Origin of the sequence: Streptomyces yatensis, from assembly GCF_018069625.1 — a bacterium.
Classification (GTDB): domain Bacteria; phylum Actinomycetota; class Actinomycetes; order Streptomycetales; family Streptomycetaceae; genus Streptomyces; species Streptomyces yatensis.
Genome location: NZ_CP072941.1, coordinates 8,446,961 through 8,466,720, shown reverse-complemented (window position 1 = coordinate 8,466,720; position 19,760 = coordinate 8,446,961). Strand labels below are relative to the sequence as shown.

At 71.7% G+C, this 19,760-nt stretch carries 16 protein-coding genes and 1 pseudogene; 7 read left to right on the top strand and 10 right to left on the bottom strand.

The features are described 5' to 3' along the window. Positions 1 to 16 precede the first annotated feature (16 nt). From J8403_RS35405 to J8403_RS35395, 3 genes are all read left to right on the top strand, one after another. A complete protein-coding gene (locus tag J8403_RS35405) occupies positions 17 to 1,216 on the top strand; it encodes an ROK family transcriptional regulator (RefSeq protein ID WP_211126705.1) in 1,200 nt (399 codons plus the stop codon). Positions 1,217 to 1,404: 188 nt separating this feature from the next. Further along, a complete protein-coding gene (locus tag J8403_RS35400) occupies positions 1,405 to 2,247 on the top strand; it encodes a Gfo/Idh/MocA family protein (RefSeq protein WP_281427962.1) in 843 nt (280 codons plus the stop codon). Between the two features lie 172 nt (positions 2,248 to 2,419). Beyond that, positions 2,420 to 2,920 carry a nuclear transport factor 2 family protein gene (locus J8403_RS35395; protein WP_211126703.1) on the top strand — a complete coding sequence of 167 codons (501 nt, stop codon included), beginning with the start codon at positions 2,420 to 2,422 and terminating at the stop codon, positions 2,918 to 2,920. 54 nt (positions 2,921 to 2,974) lie between these two features. Here J8403_RS35395 and J8403_RS35390 read toward each other — a convergent pair whose 3' ends face one another. Then, entirely contained in the window at positions 2,975 to 4,627 is a 1,653-nt protein-coding gene (locus J8403_RS35390) for a helix-turn-helix domain-containing protein (RefSeq protein ID WP_211126702.1), read from the bottom strand. A gap of 197 nt (positions 4,628 to 4,824) precedes the next feature. Here J8403_RS35390 and J8403_RS35385 point away from each other — a divergent pair, with 197 nt between their 5' ends. Next, positions 4,825 to 5,508 carry a DUF4232 domain-containing protein gene (locus tag J8403_RS35385; RefSeq protein WP_211126701.1) on the top strand — a complete coding sequence of 228 codons (684 nt, stop codon included), beginning with the start codon at positions 4,825 to 4,827 and terminating at the stop codon, positions 5,506 to 5,508. 8 nt (positions 5,509 to 5,516) lie between these two features. Here J8403_RS35385 and J8403_RS35380 read toward each other — a convergent pair whose 3' ends face one another. Beyond that, positions 5,517 to 6,209 carry a hypothetical protein gene (locus J8403_RS35380; protein ID WP_211126700.1) on the bottom strand — a complete coding sequence of 231 codons (693 nt, stop codon included), beginning with the start codon at positions 6,207 to 6,209 and terminating at the stop codon, positions 5,517 to 5,519. 140 nt (positions 6,210 to 6,349) lie between these two features. On the opposite strand from J8403_RS35380, the gene J8403_RS35375 reads away from it, so the two are divergent. Further along, positions 6,350 to 7,036 (top strand): DUF899 domain-containing protein, encoded by a 687-nt coding sequence (locus J8403_RS35375; RefSeq protein ID WP_211126699.1) that lies wholly within the window; start codon positions 6,350 to 6,352, stop codon positions 7,034 to 7,036. Positions 7,037 to 7,530: 494 nt separating this feature from the next. Here the strand turns inward: J8403_RS35375 and J8403_RS35370 are convergent, their stop codons facing one another. The 5 genes and pseudogenes from J8403_RS35370 to J8403_RS44845 all read right to left on the bottom strand — a co-directional run. After that, positions 7,531 to 8,040 carry a serine hydrolase gene (locus tag J8403_RS35370; RefSeq protein WP_246586145.1) on the bottom strand — a complete coding sequence of 170 codons (510 nt, stop codon included), beginning with the start codon at positions 8,038 to 8,040 and terminating at the stop codon, positions 7,531 to 7,533. A gap of 82 nt (positions 8,041 to 8,122) precedes the next feature. Beyond that, on the bottom strand, positions 8,123 to 8,944 hold the full coding sequence (locus tag J8403_RS35365; RefSeq protein ID WP_211126698.1) for an alpha/beta fold hydrolase: 822 nt from the start codon (positions 8,942 to 8,944) through the stop codon (positions 8,123 to 8,125). A gap of 360 nt (positions 8,945 to 9,304) precedes the next feature. Further along, a complete protein-coding gene (gene rph, locus J8403_RS35360; protein WP_211126697.1) occupies positions 9,305 to 11,911 on the bottom strand; it encodes a rifamycin-inactivating phosphotransferase in 2,607 nt (868 codons plus the stop codon). 504 nt (positions 11,912 to 12,415) lie between these two features. Beyond that, on the bottom strand, positions 12,416 to 13,354 hold the full coding sequence (locus J8403_RS44850; protein ID WP_211128732.1) for a hypothetical protein: 939 nt from the start codon (positions 13,352 to 13,354) through the stop codon (positions 12,416 to 12,418). A gap of 571 nt (positions 13,355 to 13,925) precedes the next feature. Continuing rightward, positions 13,926 to 14,603, bottom strand: a pseudogene (locus tag J8403_RS44845) (AfsR/SARP family transcriptional regulator); the annotation flags it as partial. A gap of 206 nt (positions 14,604 to 14,809) precedes the next feature. On the opposite strand from J8403_RS44845, the gene J8403_RS35345 reads away from it, so the two are divergent. Continuing rightward, entirely contained in the window at positions 14,810 to 16,330 is a 1,521-nt protein-coding gene (locus J8403_RS35345) for an FAD-dependent oxidoreductase (RefSeq protein ID WP_211126696.1), read from the top strand. Between the two features lie 54 nt (positions 16,331 to 16,384). Here the strand turns inward: J8403_RS35345 and J8403_RS35340 are convergent, their stop codons facing one another. The 3 genes from J8403_RS35340 to J8403_RS35330 form a co-directional block, all read right to left on the bottom strand. Then, complete coding sequence (locus J8403_RS35340) at positions 16,385 to 17,548, bottom strand: oxygenase MpaB family protein (RefSeq protein WP_211126695.1); 1,164 nt, start codon at positions 17,546 to 17,548, stop codon at positions 16,385 to 16,387. Positions 17,549 to 17,625: 77 nt separating this feature from the next. Then, positions 17,626 to 18,738, bottom strand: coding sequence for a polyprenyl synthetase family protein (locus tag J8403_RS35335; protein ID WP_246586144.1), 1,113 nt, complete (start codon positions 18,736 to 18,738; stop codon positions 17,626 to 17,628). Continuing rightward, entirely contained in the window at positions 18,731 to 19,012 is a 282-nt protein-coding gene (locus J8403_RS35330) for a polyprenyl synthetase (protein WP_211126694.1), read from the bottom strand. The genes J8403_RS35335 and J8403_RS35330 overlap by 8 nt, the downstream gene beginning before the upstream one ends. Before the next feature lie 310 nt (positions 19,013 to 19,322). Between J8403_RS35330 and J8403_RS35325 the strand changes: the two genes are divergently transcribed. Then, entirely contained in the window at positions 19,323 to 19,739 is a 417-nt protein-coding gene (locus J8403_RS35325) for a nuclear transport factor 2 family protein (protein WP_211126693.1), read from the top strand. Positions 19,740 to 19,760 lie beyond the last annotated feature (21 nt).

The window sequence follows — 19,760 nt, the reverse complement described above, 5'->3', positions numbered from 1 at the left end:
GCGTGGGGGAAGCATGATGACACCGAACCAGGTCAGCGCGGGCGAACTGCTGCAGCTGATCCGTAGTGGCCGCGCCAACACCCGAGCCGATCTGCAACGCGCCACCGGGCTGTCCCGATCGACCGTCGGGCAGCGCCTTGACCTGCTCGACCGGGCCGGCTGGCTGCGCCACACCACCGGCACCTCCACCGGCGGCCGCCCGTCCGACCGGCTCGTCTTCGACCCCTCCCACGCCGCGGTCATCGCCGCCGACCTCGAAACCCGGCACGCCCGGGCCGCGGTCCTCGACCTGGCGGGCACCCTCCTCGCCGAGCACACCGGCCCGCTCCACATCGACCAGGGCCCGGACGAGGTCCTGGACCAACTGGCCCGCTGGTTCCCGGAGCTGATCACCGCGGCGGGCATCGACGCCACCGACGTCTGCGGCATCGGGCTCTCGGTGCCCGGCCCCGTCGACTGGGACACGGGCCGGGTCGTCGAGCCGCCGATCATGCCCGGATGGGACCAGTACCCCATCCGGGAACGGCTGCAGAAGGCCTACGCCGAGCATGTGGGCCCCAGCCTGGAAGCCGGTCCCGTCTCCGTCTTCGTCGACAACGACGCCAACCTCATGGCGCTGGCCGAGCACCAGGCCAACCACCGCGACTGCTCGGCCTTCGTCCTGGTCAAGGTCTCCACCGGCATCGGCGCCGGTGTCGTCGTGAGCGACAGCATCTACCGCGGCATCGACGGCGGCGCCGGCGACATCGGCCATATCCGCCTCCACGACCGGTCCGACGCCCTGTGCATGTGCGGTGCCCACGGCTGTCTGGCCGCCGTGGCCAGCGGCGGGGCACTGGCCCGGGAGCTGGCCGGCCTCGGCGCCGAAACCCGCTCCGGCTCCGACGTCAAAGCGCTGCTCGCCAAGGGCGACCCCGACGCGATCCGGCTGGCCAGGGAGGCCGGACGCCGCGCGGGCGAAGTCCTGGCGACCGTGGTCACCCTCCTCAACCCGGGGGTCCTGATGCTCGCCGGGGACCTGGCCGGGGCCCCGTTCATGACCGGCGTCCGCGAGCTGCTCTACCAGCGCGCCATCCCCCGTACCACCGCCCACCTGCAGGTCGTGACGTCACGGCTCGGCGACCACGCCGGTGTCATCGGCGCCGCGGCCATGGTGGTCGAATCCCTCTACGCACCCGCCTGCGCCGACGAGCGGCTCAACCGCGTCGCGCAGTGACCCCGTGGGGGCCGGCAATGACCCCGCGGGGGCCACCCCGAACCGACAGGAACACCGTGCCCACACACCCCACCGAACCCGCCCCACATCACCCCGCCGAACCGGACCCCCTTCCCCTCACCGAAGCCGCCCCCTCTCCCCCCACCGAACCGGCCGCGGGGACCCACCGACCCCTGGAGGTCGGCCTCGTGGGCGCCGGTCCCTGGGCCAGGGCGATGCACGCCCGCATGCTCGCCACCGGCCCCGAAACCCGGCTGACCGCGGTCTGGGCCCGCCGCCACGAGGCCGCCCGGCAGGCCGCCGCGCCCTACGCGGCGCACGTCGCCGCCGGCTTCGAGGAACTCCTCGACCACTGCGAGGCCGTGGCCTTCGCCGTCCCGCCCGCCGTCCAGGCCGAGCTGGCCCCCCTGGCGGCCAAGCGCGGCAAGCCGCTGCTGCTGGAGAAGCCCCTGGGCCCCGACCTGGCCGCCGCACAGCGGCTCGCGGACGCCGTAGCCGAGGCCGGCGTGGTCTCCCAACTGGTCCTGACCAAGCGCTACCACCCCGCGACCCGCGCCTTCCTCGCCGCCGCCCGCACCCGCGACATCGCCGGGGCCCGCTCCTGCTACCTCCACGGCGCCTTTCTCGGCGGCGACTTCGCCACCAGCTGGCGCCTGGAACAGGGCGCCCTGCTGGACCTCGGACCCCACCTCCTCGACCTCCTGGACGCCGCCGTCGGCCCCATCACCGACATCCGCGCCACGGGCGACTCCCGCCGCTGGATCGAACTCACCTGCGAACACGCGAACGGCACCGTCAGCCAGGCGTCCCTGTCCGGCGCCGTCGACGTGCCGCGCGCGCTCACCCGCATCGAACTCTTCGGCGCCGAAGCCCCCTTGGTCTACGACACCGCCGAGATCGACCACGAGGAGTGCTGGCCGATCCTCCGCCGTGACTTCGCCACCGCCGTACGCACCCGCACCCCCACCGAACTCGACGCCCACCGCGGCCTGTACCTGCAGGCCCTCATCGACCGGGCCACGGAGCGCTGACCCCGGAGGTGGAGCCTCCGCGGCAGGCGTCTACGGCCCGCCCGGCGTCGTCCCCCGACTCGTAAGGCCGGAGGACGCCTGGTCGCATCCTGTCCGTGACGGTGTTCGTTGGTTGGCTGGGGTTGATCAGGGAGTAGCCCCGGCCGGTGGGACGGATCTCCGAGGAGACATCGTGAACCAAGAGGACATGGTCGCGCTGTGGGAGCAGCACACGGCGTACGAGTTCGTCATCAAAGATGCCGACCTGGCGGTGTCCACCATGGTGGAGGACGCCAGTGTGATGCATCTGCCGACGATGAGCGGTGGTTCCGGCAAGAACCGCCTACGGAGCTACTACCGCGACGTCTTCATCCCGGGCATTCCCCAGAACACCACCATGGAGACAGCGGACCGGTCGGTGGGCGGCGACTTCCTCGTCGAGGAGATCATCATGCGGATGGCCCACGACCAGGAGGTTCCGTTCCTGCTGCCTGGACTGGCCGCGACCGGACGGACCGTCGAAGTGCCGCTGGTGGCGGTCGTGAAATTCCGCGACGAGCTGATGGAGAGCGAACGGATCTACTGGGACCAAGCGTCCGTTCTCACCCAGGTCGGTCTGATCGCCGCCAACGACCTCCCCATGGCCGACGTCACGGGGGCCACCCGCTTCCTGCGGGACAAGGTCATGTCCTGACAGCACAGGGGCTCACAGGTACTGGTGACGGGCAGCCGTGTTCGGCGTTCGTGGCTACTCCTCGCGCTTGGCCCACTCGCTGCTGCCCAGCGGGTAGTCGTAGCCGGGGCGGCCCGCGGCGGCGCTGGTGCGGAACGGGGCGCCGTTGTTGTCGAGGTGCACCGTGCCGTGGCGGTCGCCGCTGGACCAGTCCAGGGCGAGGTCCCAGCGGACGTCGTGCGCCTTGGTGTGGGCGGTGACGTAGAAGACCTCCGGATCGGACTCGCTGACCTTGTACGGGAAGTCGCCCTGGCCGTTCTTGACGGTGACGGTGGGGCTGCCGTTGTCGAGGTCGACGTCGAACGACTTGGTCTCGACGTCGCCGCCGCAGCCGACGCCCATCGAGTAGTCGTTCCAGGCGAGCGGGGCGCCCTTCGCGACGACGCGTACGTGCAGCGCCTCCAGGACGACGGTGTCCTTCCCGGTCCCCTGCACCGTGAGGGCGACGCGCTGCTCCCCCGAGGAGACCGCGCCGTACGCGGCGGCCCAGCGGGGCGCGTCCGGTTCGCCCGCGGGCGGGCCGACCTGTTCGGGCTCGCTGTCGACGAGGAAGTGCTGGCTGCACGGGCTGTCGTAGACGTAGGGGCGGGTGGCGATGTTGACCGGTGCGCCGCCGGGGCGCTCGGCGGCGCCCCCGCCGTCGTGGGCGGCGGGCTCCGACGCCGGGGCGGAGGGTTTGCCGGTCTTCGCGCTCCGGGACGGGGACGGGGAGGCCGACGCGGACGGCCGCCGCTTGTCGTTCGCTCGGCCGGTGTCGGTGTCGGTGTCGCTGTTGGTGCCGTGGCCGGTGGTCGGCGTGGTGGCCCCCGCCCCCGCGGCCTTCTTGTCATCGCCGTCAGTTCCGGAGGACGGCAGGTTCACGGCGAACGCGACGGCTCCCAGCACCGCGGCCGCGGCGACGGAGGCGACGAGCGCGGCGCGGCGCCGCCGGGACCGCGCGGGAGCGGGTGGGACGGCGCCGCCGACAACCGGTTCATCCGTTCCGCCGGGTTCGTGGAGTTGGCCAACCCCGGTCGCCGATTCCGTTTCGCCGGATGCGCGGAGCTGACCGCCCCCGGACGCCGACCCCGTTCCGCCGGATTCGCGGAGCTGACCGTCCCCGGACGCCGATTCCGTTCCCGCCGCCGCGTCAGGCCGCCCACCGGCGGAATCGGCCGGGCCCGTCGCTGCCTCGGGCAGTCCGCGGCCCCCGGCCCCGGGCGCCGAATCGTCCGGCATCGGCGCACCCTCGGGCTCCCGGGCCCCGGCCCCAGCCGCCCCGGCGCCGGCGTCGGCCCCTGCCCCAGCCCCGGCGTCGGCGCCGCCGTCGGCCCCTGCTCCTGCCCCGGCGTCGGCAGACGCCCCCGCACCGCGTGCCGCCCCGTCCGGCTCCGGCGACCCCCTACGGGCCCGCGCCGCACTCGCCAGAATCCACCGCCGGTGCAGCTCGACCAGCTCATCGGGGGTCGCCCGGCACACCCGCGCGACCCGCTCGATCGACGCGTAATCGGCCGGCACCACCGTGCCGTTGCAGTAGCGGTGCAGCGTGGACGTGCTCATGTGCAGCCGCTTGGCGAGCGTCCCGTAGCTCAGCCCCGAGCGCTCCTTGAGCCCCCGCAGCTGTTCCGCGAACGCCCCAGCGTCCCCGGCAGCCCCCCTCGCTCCCGTGGCCCCTGTCGTCCCTGACACCGTTGCTCCCTTTCCCCTGTGACCCGGCGCGTCCCATTCCCGCGTCCCAGATCCTTTACGTTCCCCCTGGTCAAAGCCCGTTTCCGCGTTCCAGCGTCTCCGACTGCCCGGCTGGAGTGGCAGCTGGGACGGACCGCCCCACAAGCTCCGGTCATCCAAGCACCACATCCACCGCAGCACCGAAAGGGCACACCCACATGTCCAGCATTCGTCCCTCCCGCACCCGTCTCCTGACCGTCGCCGCGACCGTCGCGGTCGCCGCCTTCTCCCTGACGGCGTGCAACGACGGAGAGGGCGTCCGCAATGAGGGCTCGTCGGCGGGCGCCTCTTCGACGGCGTCCGCCTCCGGCTCGTCCTCCCAGGAGGACGCGAAGACGGGCGGCGCCGGTTCGAAGTCGGGCACGGACGGGTCCGCGGCGTCGGGGAACGGCAAGTCCGGCACGAGTGGCAAGAAGGGCGTCACCTGCCAGGGCTCCAACACCAAGACGGTCGCGGCTCCCCTGAACCGCCCCGTGAACCACATGCTGCTCACGGTCACCAACACCGGCAGCAGCCCCTGCTACCTCTACAACTACCCGGCCGTCCGCTTCGGCGAGGCCCAGTCGGTGCCGCCGGTGATCGAGGACTCGCAGCCGCAGGCCGTCGTCACGCTCGCCCCGGGCGAGTCCGGCTACGCCTCCGTGAACCTGTCGGCCGCCGACGGCAGCGGTAAGAACGGCCACACCGAGAAGTCCCTGGCCGTCCACTTCCAGGGCCGCACCCCCGACGAGGACGTCTCCTCGGCCGCCCACCCGGCGCTGCCCGCCAAGGGCGCCTACATCGACGACTCCCTCAAGGTCACGTACTGGCAGCAGTCGATGGACGCCGCCATCAGCTGGTAACGCCACCGTCAGCTGTTGACGGTGCGAAGGAAGTGGTCGGCGTCCTCGGGTTCGCCCAGCCGTCCCACCTCCAGCCAGGAGCCGTCGGCGAAGCGGAGCCGGAACGTGGCGAATCCGCGTGGCTGGCCCGCCTCGCCTTCGACGCGGACCTGATCGAGGGGGAACTCCGCGAAGGTCTGGAAGTCGTCGGCCTTGGTGGGCGACAGCCGACGGCGCGGGGACGTGGCGACGCAGACACGATCGCGGGCCAGCATGACCAGGCGCTTGGGGTTGGGCGAATGCCCGTACCAGCGCAGCAGCAGCTGGCCCGCGGTCAGGTTCCAGTCGCCGTCGAAGATGCCGTGGGTCGGGTCCGGCCGGCGATCGCGGGCAGGGCCGCGGCCGGAGGAAGAGGGGCGGGCGTCCGGCGGAGTCCGCGGCTCCCCGGCCCGCGGCCCGCGGTTGCGTCGCGGCTGGGACAGCCGGTCGAGCCGGCCGCCCAGCTTGTCGATCAGCATCATCGGGATGACGACGAAGAAGAACACGACGGCCCCGACGTACAGCAGCCAGTGGTGTCCCGGCTTCAGCCGTCCCTTGCCCGCGGCGCGGTGCACCTCTTTGGGCGGTGTGGGGATGGGCCTGTGGATCTCGCACCAGACCAGGGCCACGGGCTCCTCGCCCAGTATCTTCCGGGCCCGTCGATGGACCGCGCGCTTCGCCATACCGAAGATCCTAGAACGAACCCCCGCCTCACCGGCCGGGCGGGGAACCAGGCGGTCGAACGGCCGACACCGATGAGTTCGACGACCGAACGAGGTCTACACATAGACAGCAGGCCACCCACATGATCAGGGAGGGGACCATGAGCCCCAAGGCACTACCGCCCGTCGTCGACGCCGACACCTGGCGGCGTCGGCTCGAAGCGCTGCGGGTTCGGGAGAAGGCCGCGACCCGGGAACTCGACGCGATCGCCGCCGAGCGCCGCCGCCTGCCGATGGTCGAGATGCCCGACTACACCCTCGAGGGCGAGGACGGGCCGGTCCGGCTGGCGGACCTCTTCGACGGCAAGAGGCAGCTGATCGTCTACAACCACATGTGGTTCCCGGGCGAGGAGTGGCAGTGCCCGGGCTGCACGGGGTTCACCTCGCAGTTCACCCGGCTGGCCTTCCTGGACAACTACGACGCCCGGTTCGTCATCGTCACCCAGGGCCCGATCGACGAGGCACTCGCCTACAAGCGGCGGGTCGGGAACACGATGGCCTGGTATTCCACGGCGAACAGCCCGTTCGGTGCCGACGTCGGCGCCCCGCCCGGCGGAGGATTCGCCGTCAATGTGTTCCTGCGCGACGGCGACACCGTCTACCGCACGTGGCACACCAACGGCCGCGGCACCGAGCAGCTCAGTTACTCCTTCGCACTGATCGATCTGTTGCCGTACGGGCGGCAGGAGGAGTGGCAGGACTCCCCCGACGGCTGGCCACAGGCGCCCACGTACAGCGGCTGGGCCGGCTCCGAGGACATCGCCGCGCTCTACGGCCGGGAGGCGTGAGGGCCGACGCCGGATCACCACGCCGGATCACCACCCATGGCAGGCTCCACGCCATGGCAGCCTCAAGGAGTGCCCCGCTACCACCGCTTCGTCGAGGAACTGCTCGGCTTCCCGCTGACCCGGCTGGACGCCGAGAGCGACATCGAGCACCTCGTCGCCCATGAACCACGGCGGATGTCAGCCGCCTACTTCGAGGGGGGCGGCGGCCGCGCCGAGTTCGGGACGACTCGTCCACGAGGCCTGACCGCGCTCATCCTCACGCGAACGCGTCGACGACATCCCGCCGACGCGGTCGGTTCCGCTTGGGCATGCGCCGGCCGAGCACGCCGACGGTGCCCGAGGGAGACCCGGGCCAGCCAGCGGCGCGCTCCTGGCGTACCTGGACGAGCAACTCCGGTCGAAGCCCGCCGACCCGGCCGACGATGTGCTCTCCCACCTGGCCGCCCGGACGACGACCGGTGACCTCACCCGCCACGAGGCCGCCATGCTGGGCCTCACCCCGATCGTGTCGGGCGACAGCAGCCGAACGCCGTCGACGGTGCCGCCCAGCGCGAGAGCCTTGAGGATTCGGGCCACGGACCGTGCGTTCCCGTGGCCGTTGAGCGCGGGCAGGTCGGCGCGTCGCCAGGCCGGAATGTTCGCGTCCTCGGGATTGGCCGGCGGACCGACGACGGTCTTGAACCTCGGGCCCTCGGGGTCCAGAGCCGCCACGTCGAACGGGAGTGGGGCCGGTGGGGTGATCGGTGCGATCCGGCTCCAGTCAGGAAGTCCCAGTCATAGGTGTCCTCAGTACTGAACGGCGTCTCCCAGCCGGAGACGCCGGAGGTGTGACTGAGGAGGTGGCGGACCTCGATGTGCTCCTTGCCGTTCGCGGCGAAGTCCGGCCAGTACATTTCGCCGCTGCGCAGCAGCGAGAGCTGCGGGGTACTGACATTCCACAAGGACACGATCCCGTGCTCCCACACAAAGACATGCCCTTCTTGCCACAGGTGCAGCGCAAGCATCCACAGGAGCGGAAGCGAGCGCAAGAGAGAGGGCACCGAACTCATGCGCTCCCTAGTCGGGATAATTGATCCCGCCGGGGGTTCAGTTGGTCCCGATGAAGTCGAGCAGGTCCTGGTTGACGTCATCGGCGTGGGTCATGAAGAGGCCGTGTCCCGCGCGGGGGTACTCCTTGTAGACATTGTCGGGCACCAGCTTCGCCATCCGTCGGCCGCAGAGTCCGATGGGAGCGGAGGCATCGGCGTCGCCGTGGATGATCAAGGCCGGCACCCGGAGCGCGGCGGCCTCCTCGCGCAGATCGGTGCGGAAGCCTGTCCTGATCACCTCGACGGCCGCCTTGGCCGAGCAGTCAAGGCATCTCCGCACCGTCCACTCCAGGAGCTCGGTGGAGATCGTGTTGCCCAGATGGGTCGCGAAGAACGCCTGTGCGTTCTGGGCCATCCACCGCGGGCGGTCCTTCGACCGCTCCGCCAGCAGGGCGTCGAAGGCGCCCTGGTCGATCCCGTCCCGGTGGTCCGGCGCCCAGGCCATCAACGGCGCGGTGACCGACATCAGCACCACCCGGCTCACCCGGTCGTAGCCGTGGCGCGTCAGGTAGCGGATCACCTCCCCACCGCCCATCGAGTGCGCCACCAGGGTCACCTCGCGGAGGTCGAGGAGATCCAGCAGCGCCGCGAGATCATCGGCGAGCGTGTCGTAGTCATATCCGTGGCCGACCCAGTCCGAGCGGCCGTGCCCCCGCTTGTCGAAGGCGACACAGCGCAGGCCCGCCTCGGACAGCGGGAGCATCTGGAACTCCCATGAGCTGCTGCTGAGCCAGGCCCCGGTGACGAACACCACCGGCTTTCCCTGTCCCCAGTCGGTGTAGAACAGGCTCGTTCCGTCGGAACCCTCGAAGTACGGCATGGTCGGCGAATCCTTCCTGGGCGATGAGGTGTTGTCGCGATACGGCAACTCTCGTCCAGCCGGCTCCCGTCCGTCGATTACGCCGGAGGTAATGAGCGGGGCGAGCACGCCCGATACCGCGGCTGCCAACGGCTGAGTCCCGTCACCGGTCGGCGGAAATAAATCCGAGCCGGAATCCATTGAATCCGAACCCCATCGCCCTGTGACCGCTGGTGGTTACGTGCACATTTGACTGGCCACCTGCCGCAAAGAATGGCTCTTCGCCCAATCCGTCGTGATCGGCGGGATGCCACGAGGGGAATGCAGATGAACCCGCCCAAGCCGACCCGGACCGCCGTGGCGGCTGCTCGATGTGGCCGGTCAGGGCAGGATCTCGACGTACCCGTCCGTTCCGTGCACACGGATCCGCTGCCCGTCCCGGATCAGCCGGGTGGCCCGCTCCACGCCCACGACGGCCGGCAAGCCGTACTCCCGGGCGATTACCGCGCCATGGGTCATCAGACCGCCCACCTCCGTCACCAGGCCCGCGATTCCGACGAACAGCGGCGACCAGCTCGGGTCCGTGAAGGCGGTGACCAGGATGTCGCCCGCCTCGAGATCGGCCTCCGCCATGTCCAGGATGACGCGGGCCCTTCCCTCGATGGTCCCGGCGGAGACCGGCAGGCCGACCAGGGCGCCGGTCGGCACATCGTCGCGCCGGTACGCCCCGGTGACGGCCTCACCATCCGAGGTGAGCACCCGGGGCGGGGTGAGCGCGTGGTACGACCGGAACGCGTCCTTGCGCCGCTGGATGAGCCGGTCATCCGCCTGATGCGAGCGCACGACGTCGTGGAGTTCCTGGAACGTGAGGTAGAAGATGTCCTCCGGCTCAGGAAGCACACCTGCCTCCACGAGGCGCCCGGCCTCCGCCAGCAGGGCCCGCTTGTAGACGAAGTAGCGGCTGATGATGCCGTACTTGGGGTACTCCCGGTAGCCGATGAAGGTTCTGACCCGGTCGATCATCCGCTTGGCCTCGTCCGCTTTCCGGTCCCCGTCCGGCAGGGCCCGCAAGCGGGACAGCACCTCCTGCTCCTTCTCCCGCGCCTTCTGCCGCCCCTCCTCGAAGCGCCGCTCGGCGGCGCCCGGCTCGAAGTTCCTGACGTTGTCGAGGATCACGGGCACGAGCGTGGTGGGGCGCTCGCGCCACCGTGGCCGCGTGATGTCGATCTCGCCGACACAGCGCATGCCGTACCGGTCGAGGTAGGACTCGATGGCATCGCGCGCCTCGGCCCCGCCCGCGAGCTTCGCCAGCTCGTCCAGGAAGGTGTCGTCCTCGATCGACTCGACGTCCCGCAGGAACGCCACCACCTCCGGATGCGGGCGGATCACATCCGCGACGTCGAGCAGCGCCAGCCCCATCTCCGACGTGACGTTGTCGGGGGCGGACAGCGTGAGCGTGTCGGCCGCGTTCTTCTCGCCCAGCCACTCCCGCAGCGTGTCGTTGAGCCACCACGTGGCCTCCATCCCCGCCATGATCGCCCGCATGCTCAGCGGATCGGTGAGGACGCGCTTGTGTTCCTCGAAGGCCTCCAGCAGGAAGTCGAACAGCGCCGGCCCGGTCTTCGTCCGAATGTTCCGCTCCAGGGCGGCGATGGACGTCCGGCTGCCCTCGATCAGCTCGGTGACGATGGCCGGATCGGTCTCGACCGGGGCGGACGCGCCGCGCTCCGGCGGCCCGCCGGGGCCCGCGTCCGGGAGTGACGGGATGAAATCGCCGCGGTCGAGGACGGTCTCCAGAGCGTCCCTGATCAGCGGATCGCCTCTGCCGACGACGTCCAGGAGGGCGGCCCGGCTCGCGGGCGAGGCCAGGCGCCGGGTGGCGTCGACGAACAACCTCCCACCGGCCTCGTGCATCGGCGCCATGGCCGTCAGCTGCCATACGGAGATCCCCAGGGGCTTCATGGGGTCGGTCATCATCTGCTGGTGGCCCACGGAGAGGTAGACGTGGTTCTCCTGGTCGCCGCTCTCGGGAACGGGGAACAGCGTCGTGATCGGCCGGCTCTGAACGATCTGGAAGTCATCGTCGGCCAGGCACCATTCGATGTCCTGCGGGCGGCCGAAGTGTGCCTCGATCCGCCGCCCGAGCTCCACGAGCCGCAGGACCTGCGCGTCCGTCAGCGCCGGCCGCTCCTGCCGCCGCGCGTCGATCGCCACTTCCCGCGTACCGCCGTCCGGCAGGGCGTGAACGGCACGCTGTTTGGCGGAGATCGTCCTGGCGACGATGTCGCCGTGCCGCACCGTGAAGACGTCCGGGTTCACCAGGCCGGAGACCAGGGCCTCGCCGAGCCCGAAGCCGGCGTCCACGGTGGCCACCTTACGGTTGCCCGTGACCGGGTCGGCCGTGAAAAGGATGCCGGACGCGTCCGGGAAGACCATCCGCTGCACGACCACGGCCATGTGGACCGTACGGTGGTCGATGCCGCCGCGCCGGCGGTAGGTCACGGCCCGCTCGGTGAACAGCGAGGCCCAGCACCGGCTGATGTGCCGGAGGACCGCCGTCGGCCCCACGACGTTCAGGTAGGTGTCCTGCTGGCCGGCGAAGGAGGCCGTCGGCAGGTCCTCCGCCGTCGCGCTGGACCGGACGGCCCAGGCGGCTTGCTCGCCGTGCCGAGTGAGCTCGCGGGTGATCGCCGCCGCGAGATCGGCCGGGACGGCGATCCCTTCGACCGCCCGACGAATCCGCGCGCTGAGCGTGCGGACCGCCTCCCGGTCGTCCGGGTCCACGCGCGACAGCTGTTCAAGCTGATCGTCGATCGACGGCGCTTCCGCCATGATCCGCCGGAAGGCGTCCGTCGTCACACAGAAGCCACCCGGCACCCGGATTCCCTCGATCCGCGACAGCCCGCCCAGGTGCGCGCCCTTGCCCCCGACGACCGCAGCCTGCGTCTCGGCAGCCTCGCGGAGATCCAGCACGTACCGCTCCTTCATCGCGAGACCTCCGAGGCGGCCGTGCCGGGCCGCACCGCGAGCCGGTCCCACCGCTGGTCCGACGTCATCGCGCCCCCCATACGTCGACAACTACACACGTACGTCGTGCCCCCATTTCCGCAGGTTGTGGCATCGACCGACGATTGTGCGCGGTGACCCGGGGCTTGCGGCAAGCCCCCCGGCGCGCTATACGTTGAAAGTGGCAAGGAGAGACAGTTCTCCCTGCCTTTGTCTTTGCCTTTGCCCTGCCGTCCATGGGAACCGACCAGCTTCTCCGCGAAGCGGTGGCGCGCCGCGTAGACGGTCGTCGTAGCTCGGATCGGTCGGCCCCCAGGTTCCCCGGCAGGTGCCCTCTCGGCCTCCGCGCAACCGCCTACCCTGCACAGAGCCGCCGAGGAGAGCGGTGGCACTCCCTTCCCCGGCAGCGCATTGGTTGCGTCACGGGGGACGGCGAGGGCCGTCACTGGCCAGCAGCGAGTCACTGCGCGTGCGCTCCCCTTGCTGTCAGCGCCCGAGGCTCGGCGGCCGGCCGTGGTGGCGGCGGAAGGCGGTGGCCGCGGGCGGGGCCGCACGGCGCAGGCGTGCCGGATCGGCCCGGGTCAGGGCCGTCGGCGCGGCCAGCTGCCGGCCGGTCTCGTACGCCTCGGCGAACCGCGCGTCGCCGAGCGCGACCCGGCCGCGGCTGGTCAGCGTGCGGACCTGCGGATCGGTACGGTCGTGGGCACCCCGCAGGCGGGCCGCGGCGCCGAGCAGAACGGCCACGTCGAGGTAGCGCCCGTACAGCGCGGCGAGGCCGGCCACGATCACCGCGACCATCGCCACGATCGGCATGTCCTTGCTGTCGACCGCCGCCGCGTAGGCCCGGCCCAGCGCCTCCTCGGCGCCCGGCCCGTCGCCGAGTTCGAGACAGAGCGCGCCCCGCACCGCGCCGACCAGCCCCTGTCCATGGCCGCCGAACGGGAACCGCTCGGACAGCCCGGCCTCGGCCGACTCGACCAGCTCACGCGCCCGGTCCAAGTCCCCGACCCGTAGCCACAGGTCGGCCTCCCGCGCGTCGAGGAGAATCGCCATCTCGGGCGACGCCGAGCGCAACGCGCGCTCCCGGGTCGCGGCGATCATCTCGGTCGCCCGCACGGTCGCACCGAGCCGCACCTGCAGATCGATCCATCGCAAGTCGATGAAGGTCTCGTCGCTGAGGCTGAGCGATCCGAACTCGCGGGCCAGCCGTTTGGCCTCGGTCAAGTCGGCCAGCGCGCCGTCGAGATCGCCGTCGTACTGCCGCAGCAGCGCGCGCAGCGGCAGCGCCCTGGCCAGGCCCCAGCAATCGCCCGCCCGGGCGAAGCAGTCCAGGGTGGCGGTCACATCGCCGCGGACCGGATCGAGGCGGCCCTCGGCCTCGGCGGACTGGGCCCGGAACACATGGGCCAGCCCGGCCAGCCACACGTCCGGTCCGTCGACCAGCCGCTGGATGAGCCACCAGCGCCGCGCCCACCTTGGTCGGCTCGGTGACCGAGGCGAGGTCGATCATCCAGGTGCCGTCGCGGTACGCGTGGCGGTGGCGGCGGGCGGCCTCGATGGCGAGGCGTGTCTTACCGGCGCCGCCGGGACCGAGCACGGTGACCAGGCGCCCGGCGGCGAACAGCGTGTCGATCCGGGCGAGGTCGCCGTCGCGTCCGATGAAACTGGTCAGCGGCGCGGGCAGGTTGGCCGGGCCGGTGTGCTTGGCGGGGCTCGTCTGCTCGGTGGGGCTGGTCTGCCTGGCGGGGCTCGTCTGGTCGGCGGGGCCCATCTGCTCGGCGGGGCTCGTCTGCTCGGCGGGGCCCATCTGCCTGGCAGGGCTGGTCTGCCTGGCGGGGCTCGTCTGGTCGGCGGGGCCCGTCCGCTTGGCCGGACTGGTCGGCGCGGCCGGACCGGTCGGCGCGGTGTCTGCGGCCTGGGCGGGGCGCTCGGCGCGCAGCAGACGCAGATGGCGCTCGTGCAGGGCGGCGCCCGGGTCGGTGCCGAGCGCGTCGGCCAGGGTTGCGCGGATCCGCTCGTACCGGGCCAGGGCCTCGGCCTGGCGGCCCTGGGCGGCGAGCGCGTCCATGAGCAGCGCGGCCGCCCGCTCGTGGACGGGGTGCTCGGCGAGCAGGGCGGTCAGGCGGGCGGCGGCCTCGTCGGCACGGCCCAGGGACAGCTCGGCGTCGGCGAGGTCGGCGACGGCCTCGACCGAGGCGTGGGCCAGTCGGGTCGCGGCGGCGGGCGCGACCGCGGCGACGGCCGTCGGCTCGGCTCCGGGACGGTCGTCCCAGAGCGCCACGGCCTCGCCGAGCACGGCCGCCGCGGCATTCGGGTCGCCGGCGCGCAGGCGGGCACGGCCGTCGGCGGCGAGTTGCTCGAACCGCAGCGCGTCCACGTCGGCCGCGTCCACGTCCAGCCGGTAGCCGCCCGCGACCTGTGCGACGGCGTCGGCCGAGCCGAGGGTCCGGCGCAGCCGCGAGACGAGGGCCTGCAGGGCGTGGCCGGGCCCGGTGGGAAGGTCCTCGGCCCAGATCGCGTCGACCAGGACGCCCTGCTCGACCGGGCGCCCACCGGCGAGCGCCAGCCGTACGACCAGACCCCGCGACCGGGCACCGGGGACGGGCAGGGCCGCGTCACCGCGCGACACCCGAAAGGCGCCGAGCAGCGTGATGCGAAGCGCACTCCCGTCCATCCCCCGATTTTCGCCCACGCGCCCTCGGGGCCCCGCATCAGGGCAGTGCCCGCATCAGGGCGGCGCCTGGATCAGGCCGGCGCCGCGCCGGACGGGAGGGTAGGCGCCATGTGCCCCCGTGTGAACGCCATGTGTGCCCCGTGTGAGCGGCCCGCGTCAGTCTTCCCGTGCCTGAAGACCACAGGCTTCGGAAGGGGAGTTCTGTCGTGCATGACGTAGTGATCGTGGGCGCCGGCCCGGTCGGTCTGTTCCTCGCCTGCGAGCTCGGCCTCGCGGGCTGCTCGGTCCTGGTGCTCGAACGGGAGCCGGAGCCCGGCTCCCCGTGGCGGGCGGAACCGCTCGGGATGCGGGGCCTGTCCGCCGCGTCCGTCGAGGCGTTCTACCGCCGCGGGATGCTGCACCCGCTGCTGACGGCCTCGGGCATCCAAGACGATCCCGAAGCGGACGCCGAAACCGACGAGCCGTCACCCCCGCGCAGCGCGGGCCACTTCGCCGGGATGACGCTCGATCCGGCCAAGGTCGACCTCGCCGCCCTGCCGTTCCGGCTTCCCAGCCCGGCGCCGGAGGGCCTGCTGACACACCTCGAGGCGGTCGAGGCGGTGCTGGCCGAGCGGGCGTCCAAGCTCGGCGTGGACATCAGGCGCGGCGTCAGGGTCTCGGCCATCGCCCAGGACGAGGAGAGCGTGGTCGCGCAGGCGGGCGAGCAGGAGTACGCGGCGCGCTGGCTCGTCGGCTGCGATGGCGGGCGCAGTGCGGTGCGCGGGCTCGCGGGCTTCGCGTTCGTCGGCACCGAGCCGCAGCTCACCGGCTACACCCTGCACGCCACCATCGCCGATCCCGAGAAGCTGCGCCCCGGGTTCAACCTGACGCCGGGCGGCATGTACGTCCGGATGCCCGCGGAGGGGCATATCGGCATGATGGACTTCGACGGTGGCGCGTTCGACCGCTCGCGGCCGCCGACTCGCGAGCATCTCCAGACGGTGCTGCGCCGAGTGTCCGGCACCGACGTGACACTCAGCGCCGTCCATCTCGCCTCGACGTTCACCGATCGGGCGATGCAGACGACGACCTACCGGGCGGGACGCGTCCTGCTCGCGGGCGACGCCGCTCATATCCACTCCCCCCTTGGAGGGCAGGGACTCAACACCGGCCTCGGCGACGCCATGAACCTGGGATGGAAACTCGCCGCCACCGTGCACGGGCACGCGCCGGACGGGCTGCTCGACACCTACACCCGCGAGCGCCATCCGATCGGCGCCGCGGTGCTCGACTGGTCGCGCGCCCAGGTGGCGGCCATGCGGCCGGACGCGCATGGCCAGGCGGTCCAGGGGGTGATCCGCGACCTGATCGGGACCCATGACGGAACGACCTACGTCTTCCAGAAGGTGTCGGGCTCGTCGATCCGCTACGACCTCGGCGGCGAGCATCCACTGGTCGGCCGCAACGCCCCGGACCTCCGCCTCGAGGACGGCACGCGCCTCGGCGACCTGATGCGGGACGGCCAGGGCATCGTGCTCGATTTCAGCGCCGACCGATGCCTGCACGGGTCGGCGATGGGCTGGGAGAGCCGGATGCGGTACGCGGCCGGGCGGGCGGGAAACGACCTCGGAACGGGTGCCGTGCTCGTCCGGCCGGACGGCGTCGTCGTCTGGGCAGGTGATCGCCACCCCGACCGCGAGGCGTTCGAGCGGGCCGCGGTCCAATGGTTCGGCGGTCCCGGAGCGTAAGGAAGCTCCCCTCGTTTGCTTCTCGCCGCGCCGTCGAAGGCGGCGCGGCGTGGGTCACTCGGACACGGTGGCGGCAGGCGGGGTCCACCGGTGGGTGCGGGGCACCGCGCCTGCGATGCCGTAGTCCTTCTTGAGCTGTTCGGGAATGGCGTAGTGCATCACGCGTCCGCGGGTGAGGGAGGACAGTTCGAGGATGGTGGTGAGGTGGCCGAGGCGGTCCAGTGCCCAGGCCCCGAGCGGGGAACGGTCCTCGATGGTCTCCAGTACGCCGAGGAGGTGGGGCACGGCCTTGACGACGGTGTCCCAGGGGGTGCGCGACACCTGGAGCCAGTCGGCGCAGGTGTCGCCGACGAGGTGGCGGATGAGTGCGGAGACGATGGGGTCGAAGAAGGTCCCGGGCACGACTTCCTCGTAGAGGTCGATGAGCTGCCGGGTCAGGTGCGCGCCTTCCTCGGACGGCCCCATGTGCCGGACCATGTACAGGTCGAGAAACCGGCGGGCGTCGTCGAGGGTCGTGGGGACGGCGTCCTGGTCGACGCCGAGCATGGCGCCGACCACACGCCAGGCGTAGTAGTACGCCTCCGCGCCCTCCGTCGACATGTGGATGCCGAGGCGGTGCAGGCTGTCCAGGACCAGCAGGGAGAAGAACATCTGCCCGCCGATCATGTCCTCCTGGCAGATCGGCGTCCCGAGCGCGTCGGTGTCCCAGCGGTCCTCCCGCCTCAGGTGGTGGCGGATGGAGGCGTGCAGCAGGCGGACCTTCTGGGCGGCGGGGATGAAGCGGCTGCCGGCCTCGAAGGCGCCGGGCTGCATCAGGTAGACGGTGAACTGGCCGGTCTCCGCCATCCGTTTGGAGGGGTACTTCAGCCCGTGGGTGGCCGACAGCAGCTTCGCCACCTGCGGGACGACGTAGCACGCGGGCATGGAGGCGAAGGAGAGCGCGGTGGAGATGTGCACGTTGTTGTCGATGAAGAACAGCCGGGCCTTCTCCATCTCGCCCCAGTCCACCCAGTCCGGCGGGGCACTGGTGGCCTGGAGGTACTCACGGGCGACATCGGGGAGCCCGTCCGGCAAGGGGGCGCCGACGGTGGAGACATAGCGCATTAGGGTGTTGAACTTCCCCACCTCCCCGCGCTCGAAGAGGGTGGCGACGGTGGCATCGGCGAGTTCGTCACCGGCCTGCCGCAGGGCGTCCATCGATGCCTCGGTGTAGGTCATGACGGGACTCCTTGTCATTGACGGGTCGTCCCCAACACGGGCGGGGGCGGCGGCCGCCCCCGCCTGTGCGGCGGGGGTCAGGACAGGCGGACCGCCGCCGAACGCGCCAGCGCGGTCAGGGCAGCGGTGGCGTGCGGGGGTGCGTCCAGCTCGTGCAGGGCGTCGAGGGCCTCCTCGACCCGCGCGGTGATCATGGCCTCGATACGGTCCGGGGCCTTCAGCCGGCACATCACCTCGCGGACCGCGGCCAGACCATCCGCGTCCAGATCGCGTCGGCCGAGGAGGGCGCTCAGCCGCTCCCGCTCGCCGTCACCGGCGATGCGCCAGGTCTCCGCCAGCAGGGCGGTGGGCCGGTGGCCGCGTACATCGTCGGCGTTGGCCTTGCCGGTCCGTTCCGGGTCTCCGAACAGGCCGAGCAGGTCGTCCCGGAGCTGGAACGCCTCGCCCAGCGGCAGCCCGTACGCGGAGTAGCCCTCGCGCAGCCGCCGGCCGGCCCCGGCCAGGGCTCCGCCGATCAACAGGGGCTGTTCGACGGTGTACTTGGCGGTCTTGTACCGGATCACCTTCAGCGACGCCGTGGTGTCCGGATCGGCCCCGGTCCGCAGGATCTCCAGGCACTCCCCCGCGATCAGCTCCCGGGCCAGCACCGACCACAGCGGGCGGGCCCGGGCCAGGTACGCGGCGGGCAGACCGCTGGTGGCGAACATCTGCCCGGCCAGCGACATCAGCAGATCGCCCACCAGCATCGCCAGCGACCTGGCGGCGGCCACGGCACGCGGCCGACGGCGTACGGCGGCGCGCAGGGCGATATGCGCCGTGGGCCGGCCGTGCCGCAGCGGACTGTCGTCGATGAGATCGTCATGCACCACCGCGGCGGCATGCACCAGCTCCATCGAGGCCGCCGCCCGTACGAGCGCATCGCTGTCCGGCTGCCCCGCCGCGCGCCAGCCCCAGTAGCAGAACGCCGCCCGCAGCCGCTTGCCGTCCGCGACCGCCGCCTCCAACTGCCCGGCCACCGGGCCCAGGGCCGGGTCGATCGCCGACAACTGCTCGGCCTCTTGGGCGACGAAGCCGTGCAGCACCTCGTCGACGCGGGCCTTGAACGCGGTCGGCCCCCAGCGGTCGGACCCCCGCCGATCAGCACCCCGCAGGTCGGACCCCCGCCGATCGGACCCCCGCAGGTCAGACATCGCCGGTGGCCCGCCGTGCCAGGGCGTGCCGGGCGAGGATCTCCAGGTGGGCCGGGGGGACGGCCGCGGCATGCCGGTCCAGCGCCAGGCGCCCGCGTGCCATCAGATCGTGCTCGGCCTCCGCCGCCAGCTCCGTGGTGTCCGAGCGGCGCAGCAACCCCCGCGCCGTCCCCAGCACCGAACCCAGCGTGCTCACCGCCAGATCGGCCAGCCCGGCCGCCAGCAGCACCGCCCGCTCATCCAGTCCCCCGCGTCGCCCCGTGCCTTGCGCCATCCCATCCCCCACCCTCAGCCGTCCGGGCGGCGCCGGTCACACGCCGTGTCGGCCAGCGTGGCATCGCACCGGGCATATGAAGGGAACAACTCACGATCGAGTGACGGCATCGCTCGTGCGTACGCTTCTGCCGGGGGCGGGCGATCACGGTCCAGGGGACATCGCCTAGGCGGTTTCGTTTGGATCACTGGTCAGTTCATGGCTGGGAAGCCTTGACACGGGCTGGGAGCCCTGTACACCGTCTCTCCGGCTCATCCGAGCCGGCCAGGGCCTAGCCCCATGGCGCCGCTTCTTCACGTGAGGTTGTCGCATGAACCATCTCCTCGATCGTGCCGCCATCCACGATCTCAACACTCGTTACGCGGTTGCCTTCGACGGCTTCCGGCTGAACGAGTCCTCCGGCTGCTGGGCCGAGGACGGTGTCCTCGACGAACGCGAGACCGGCTTCGGCCTGTTCCAAGGGCGCGAGGCGATACGCGACTTCTTCCGCGACTCACTCTTCGCCCATGCCCGCAACGTCATCCACATCATGTTCAACCACCTGGTGACGGACATCGAGGGCAACCGCGCGGCGGGGAGTGTCTCCTGCCTGGTGGAAGTGGTGAAGAACGACGGCGGCTACGTTCGCTCCCACGTCAAGTACGAGGACGAATACATTCGCGTGGACGGACAGTGGAAGTTTGGCAGCCGCGTCATCAAGCCGTCCTTCCCGGGCGCCCCGTCATGAGCCCTGGGAACTTCCACTTGG

Excerpts from the sequence above, each read along its gene's own strand:
- J8403_RS35340 (WP_211126695.1), bottom strand. The coding sequence starts at position 17,548 with ATGACCTACACCGAGGCATCGATGGACGCCCTGCGGCAGGCCGGTGAC.
- J8403_RS35385 (WP_211126701.1), top strand. The coding sequence starts at position 4,825 with ATGTCCAGCATTCGTCCCTCCCGCACCCGTCTCCTGACCGTCGCCGCG.
- J8403_RS35375 (WP_211126699.1), top strand. The coding sequence starts at position 6,350 with ATGAGCCCCAAGGCACTACCGCCCGTCGTCGACGCCGACACCTGGCGG.
- J8403_RS35370 (WP_246586145.1), bottom strand. The coding sequence starts at position 8,040 with ATGCTTGCGCTGCACCTGTGGCAAGAAGGGCATGTCTTTGTGTGGGAG.
- J8403_RS35405 (WP_211126705.1), top strand. The coding sequence starts at position 17 with ATGACACCGAACCAGGTCAGCGCGGGCGAACTGCTGCAGCTGATCCGT.
- J8403_RS35365 (WP_211126698.1), bottom strand. The coding sequence starts at position 8,944 with ATGCCGTACTTCGAGGGTTCCGACGGAACGAGCCTGTTCTACACCGAC.
- J8403_RS35380 (WP_211126700.1), bottom strand. The coding sequence starts at position 6,209 with ATGGCGAAGCGCGCGGTCCATCGACGGGCCCGGAAGATACTGGGCGAG.
- J8403_RS35325 (WP_211126693.1), top strand. The coding sequence starts at position 19,323 with ATGAACCATCTCCTCGATCGTGCCGCCATCCACGATCTCAACACTCGT.
- J8403_RS35335 (WP_246586144.1), bottom strand. The coding sequence starts at position 18,738 with ATGTCTGACCTGCGGGGGTCCGATCGGCGGGGGTCCGACCTGCGGGGT.
- rph (WP_211126697.1), bottom strand. The coding sequence starts at position 11,911 with ATGAAGGAGCGGTACGTGCTGGATCTCCGCGAGGCTGCCGAGACGCAG.
- J8403_RS35330 (WP_211126694.1), bottom strand. The coding sequence starts at position 19,012 with ATGGCGCAAGGCACGGGGCGACGCGGGGGACTGGATGAGCGGGCGGTG.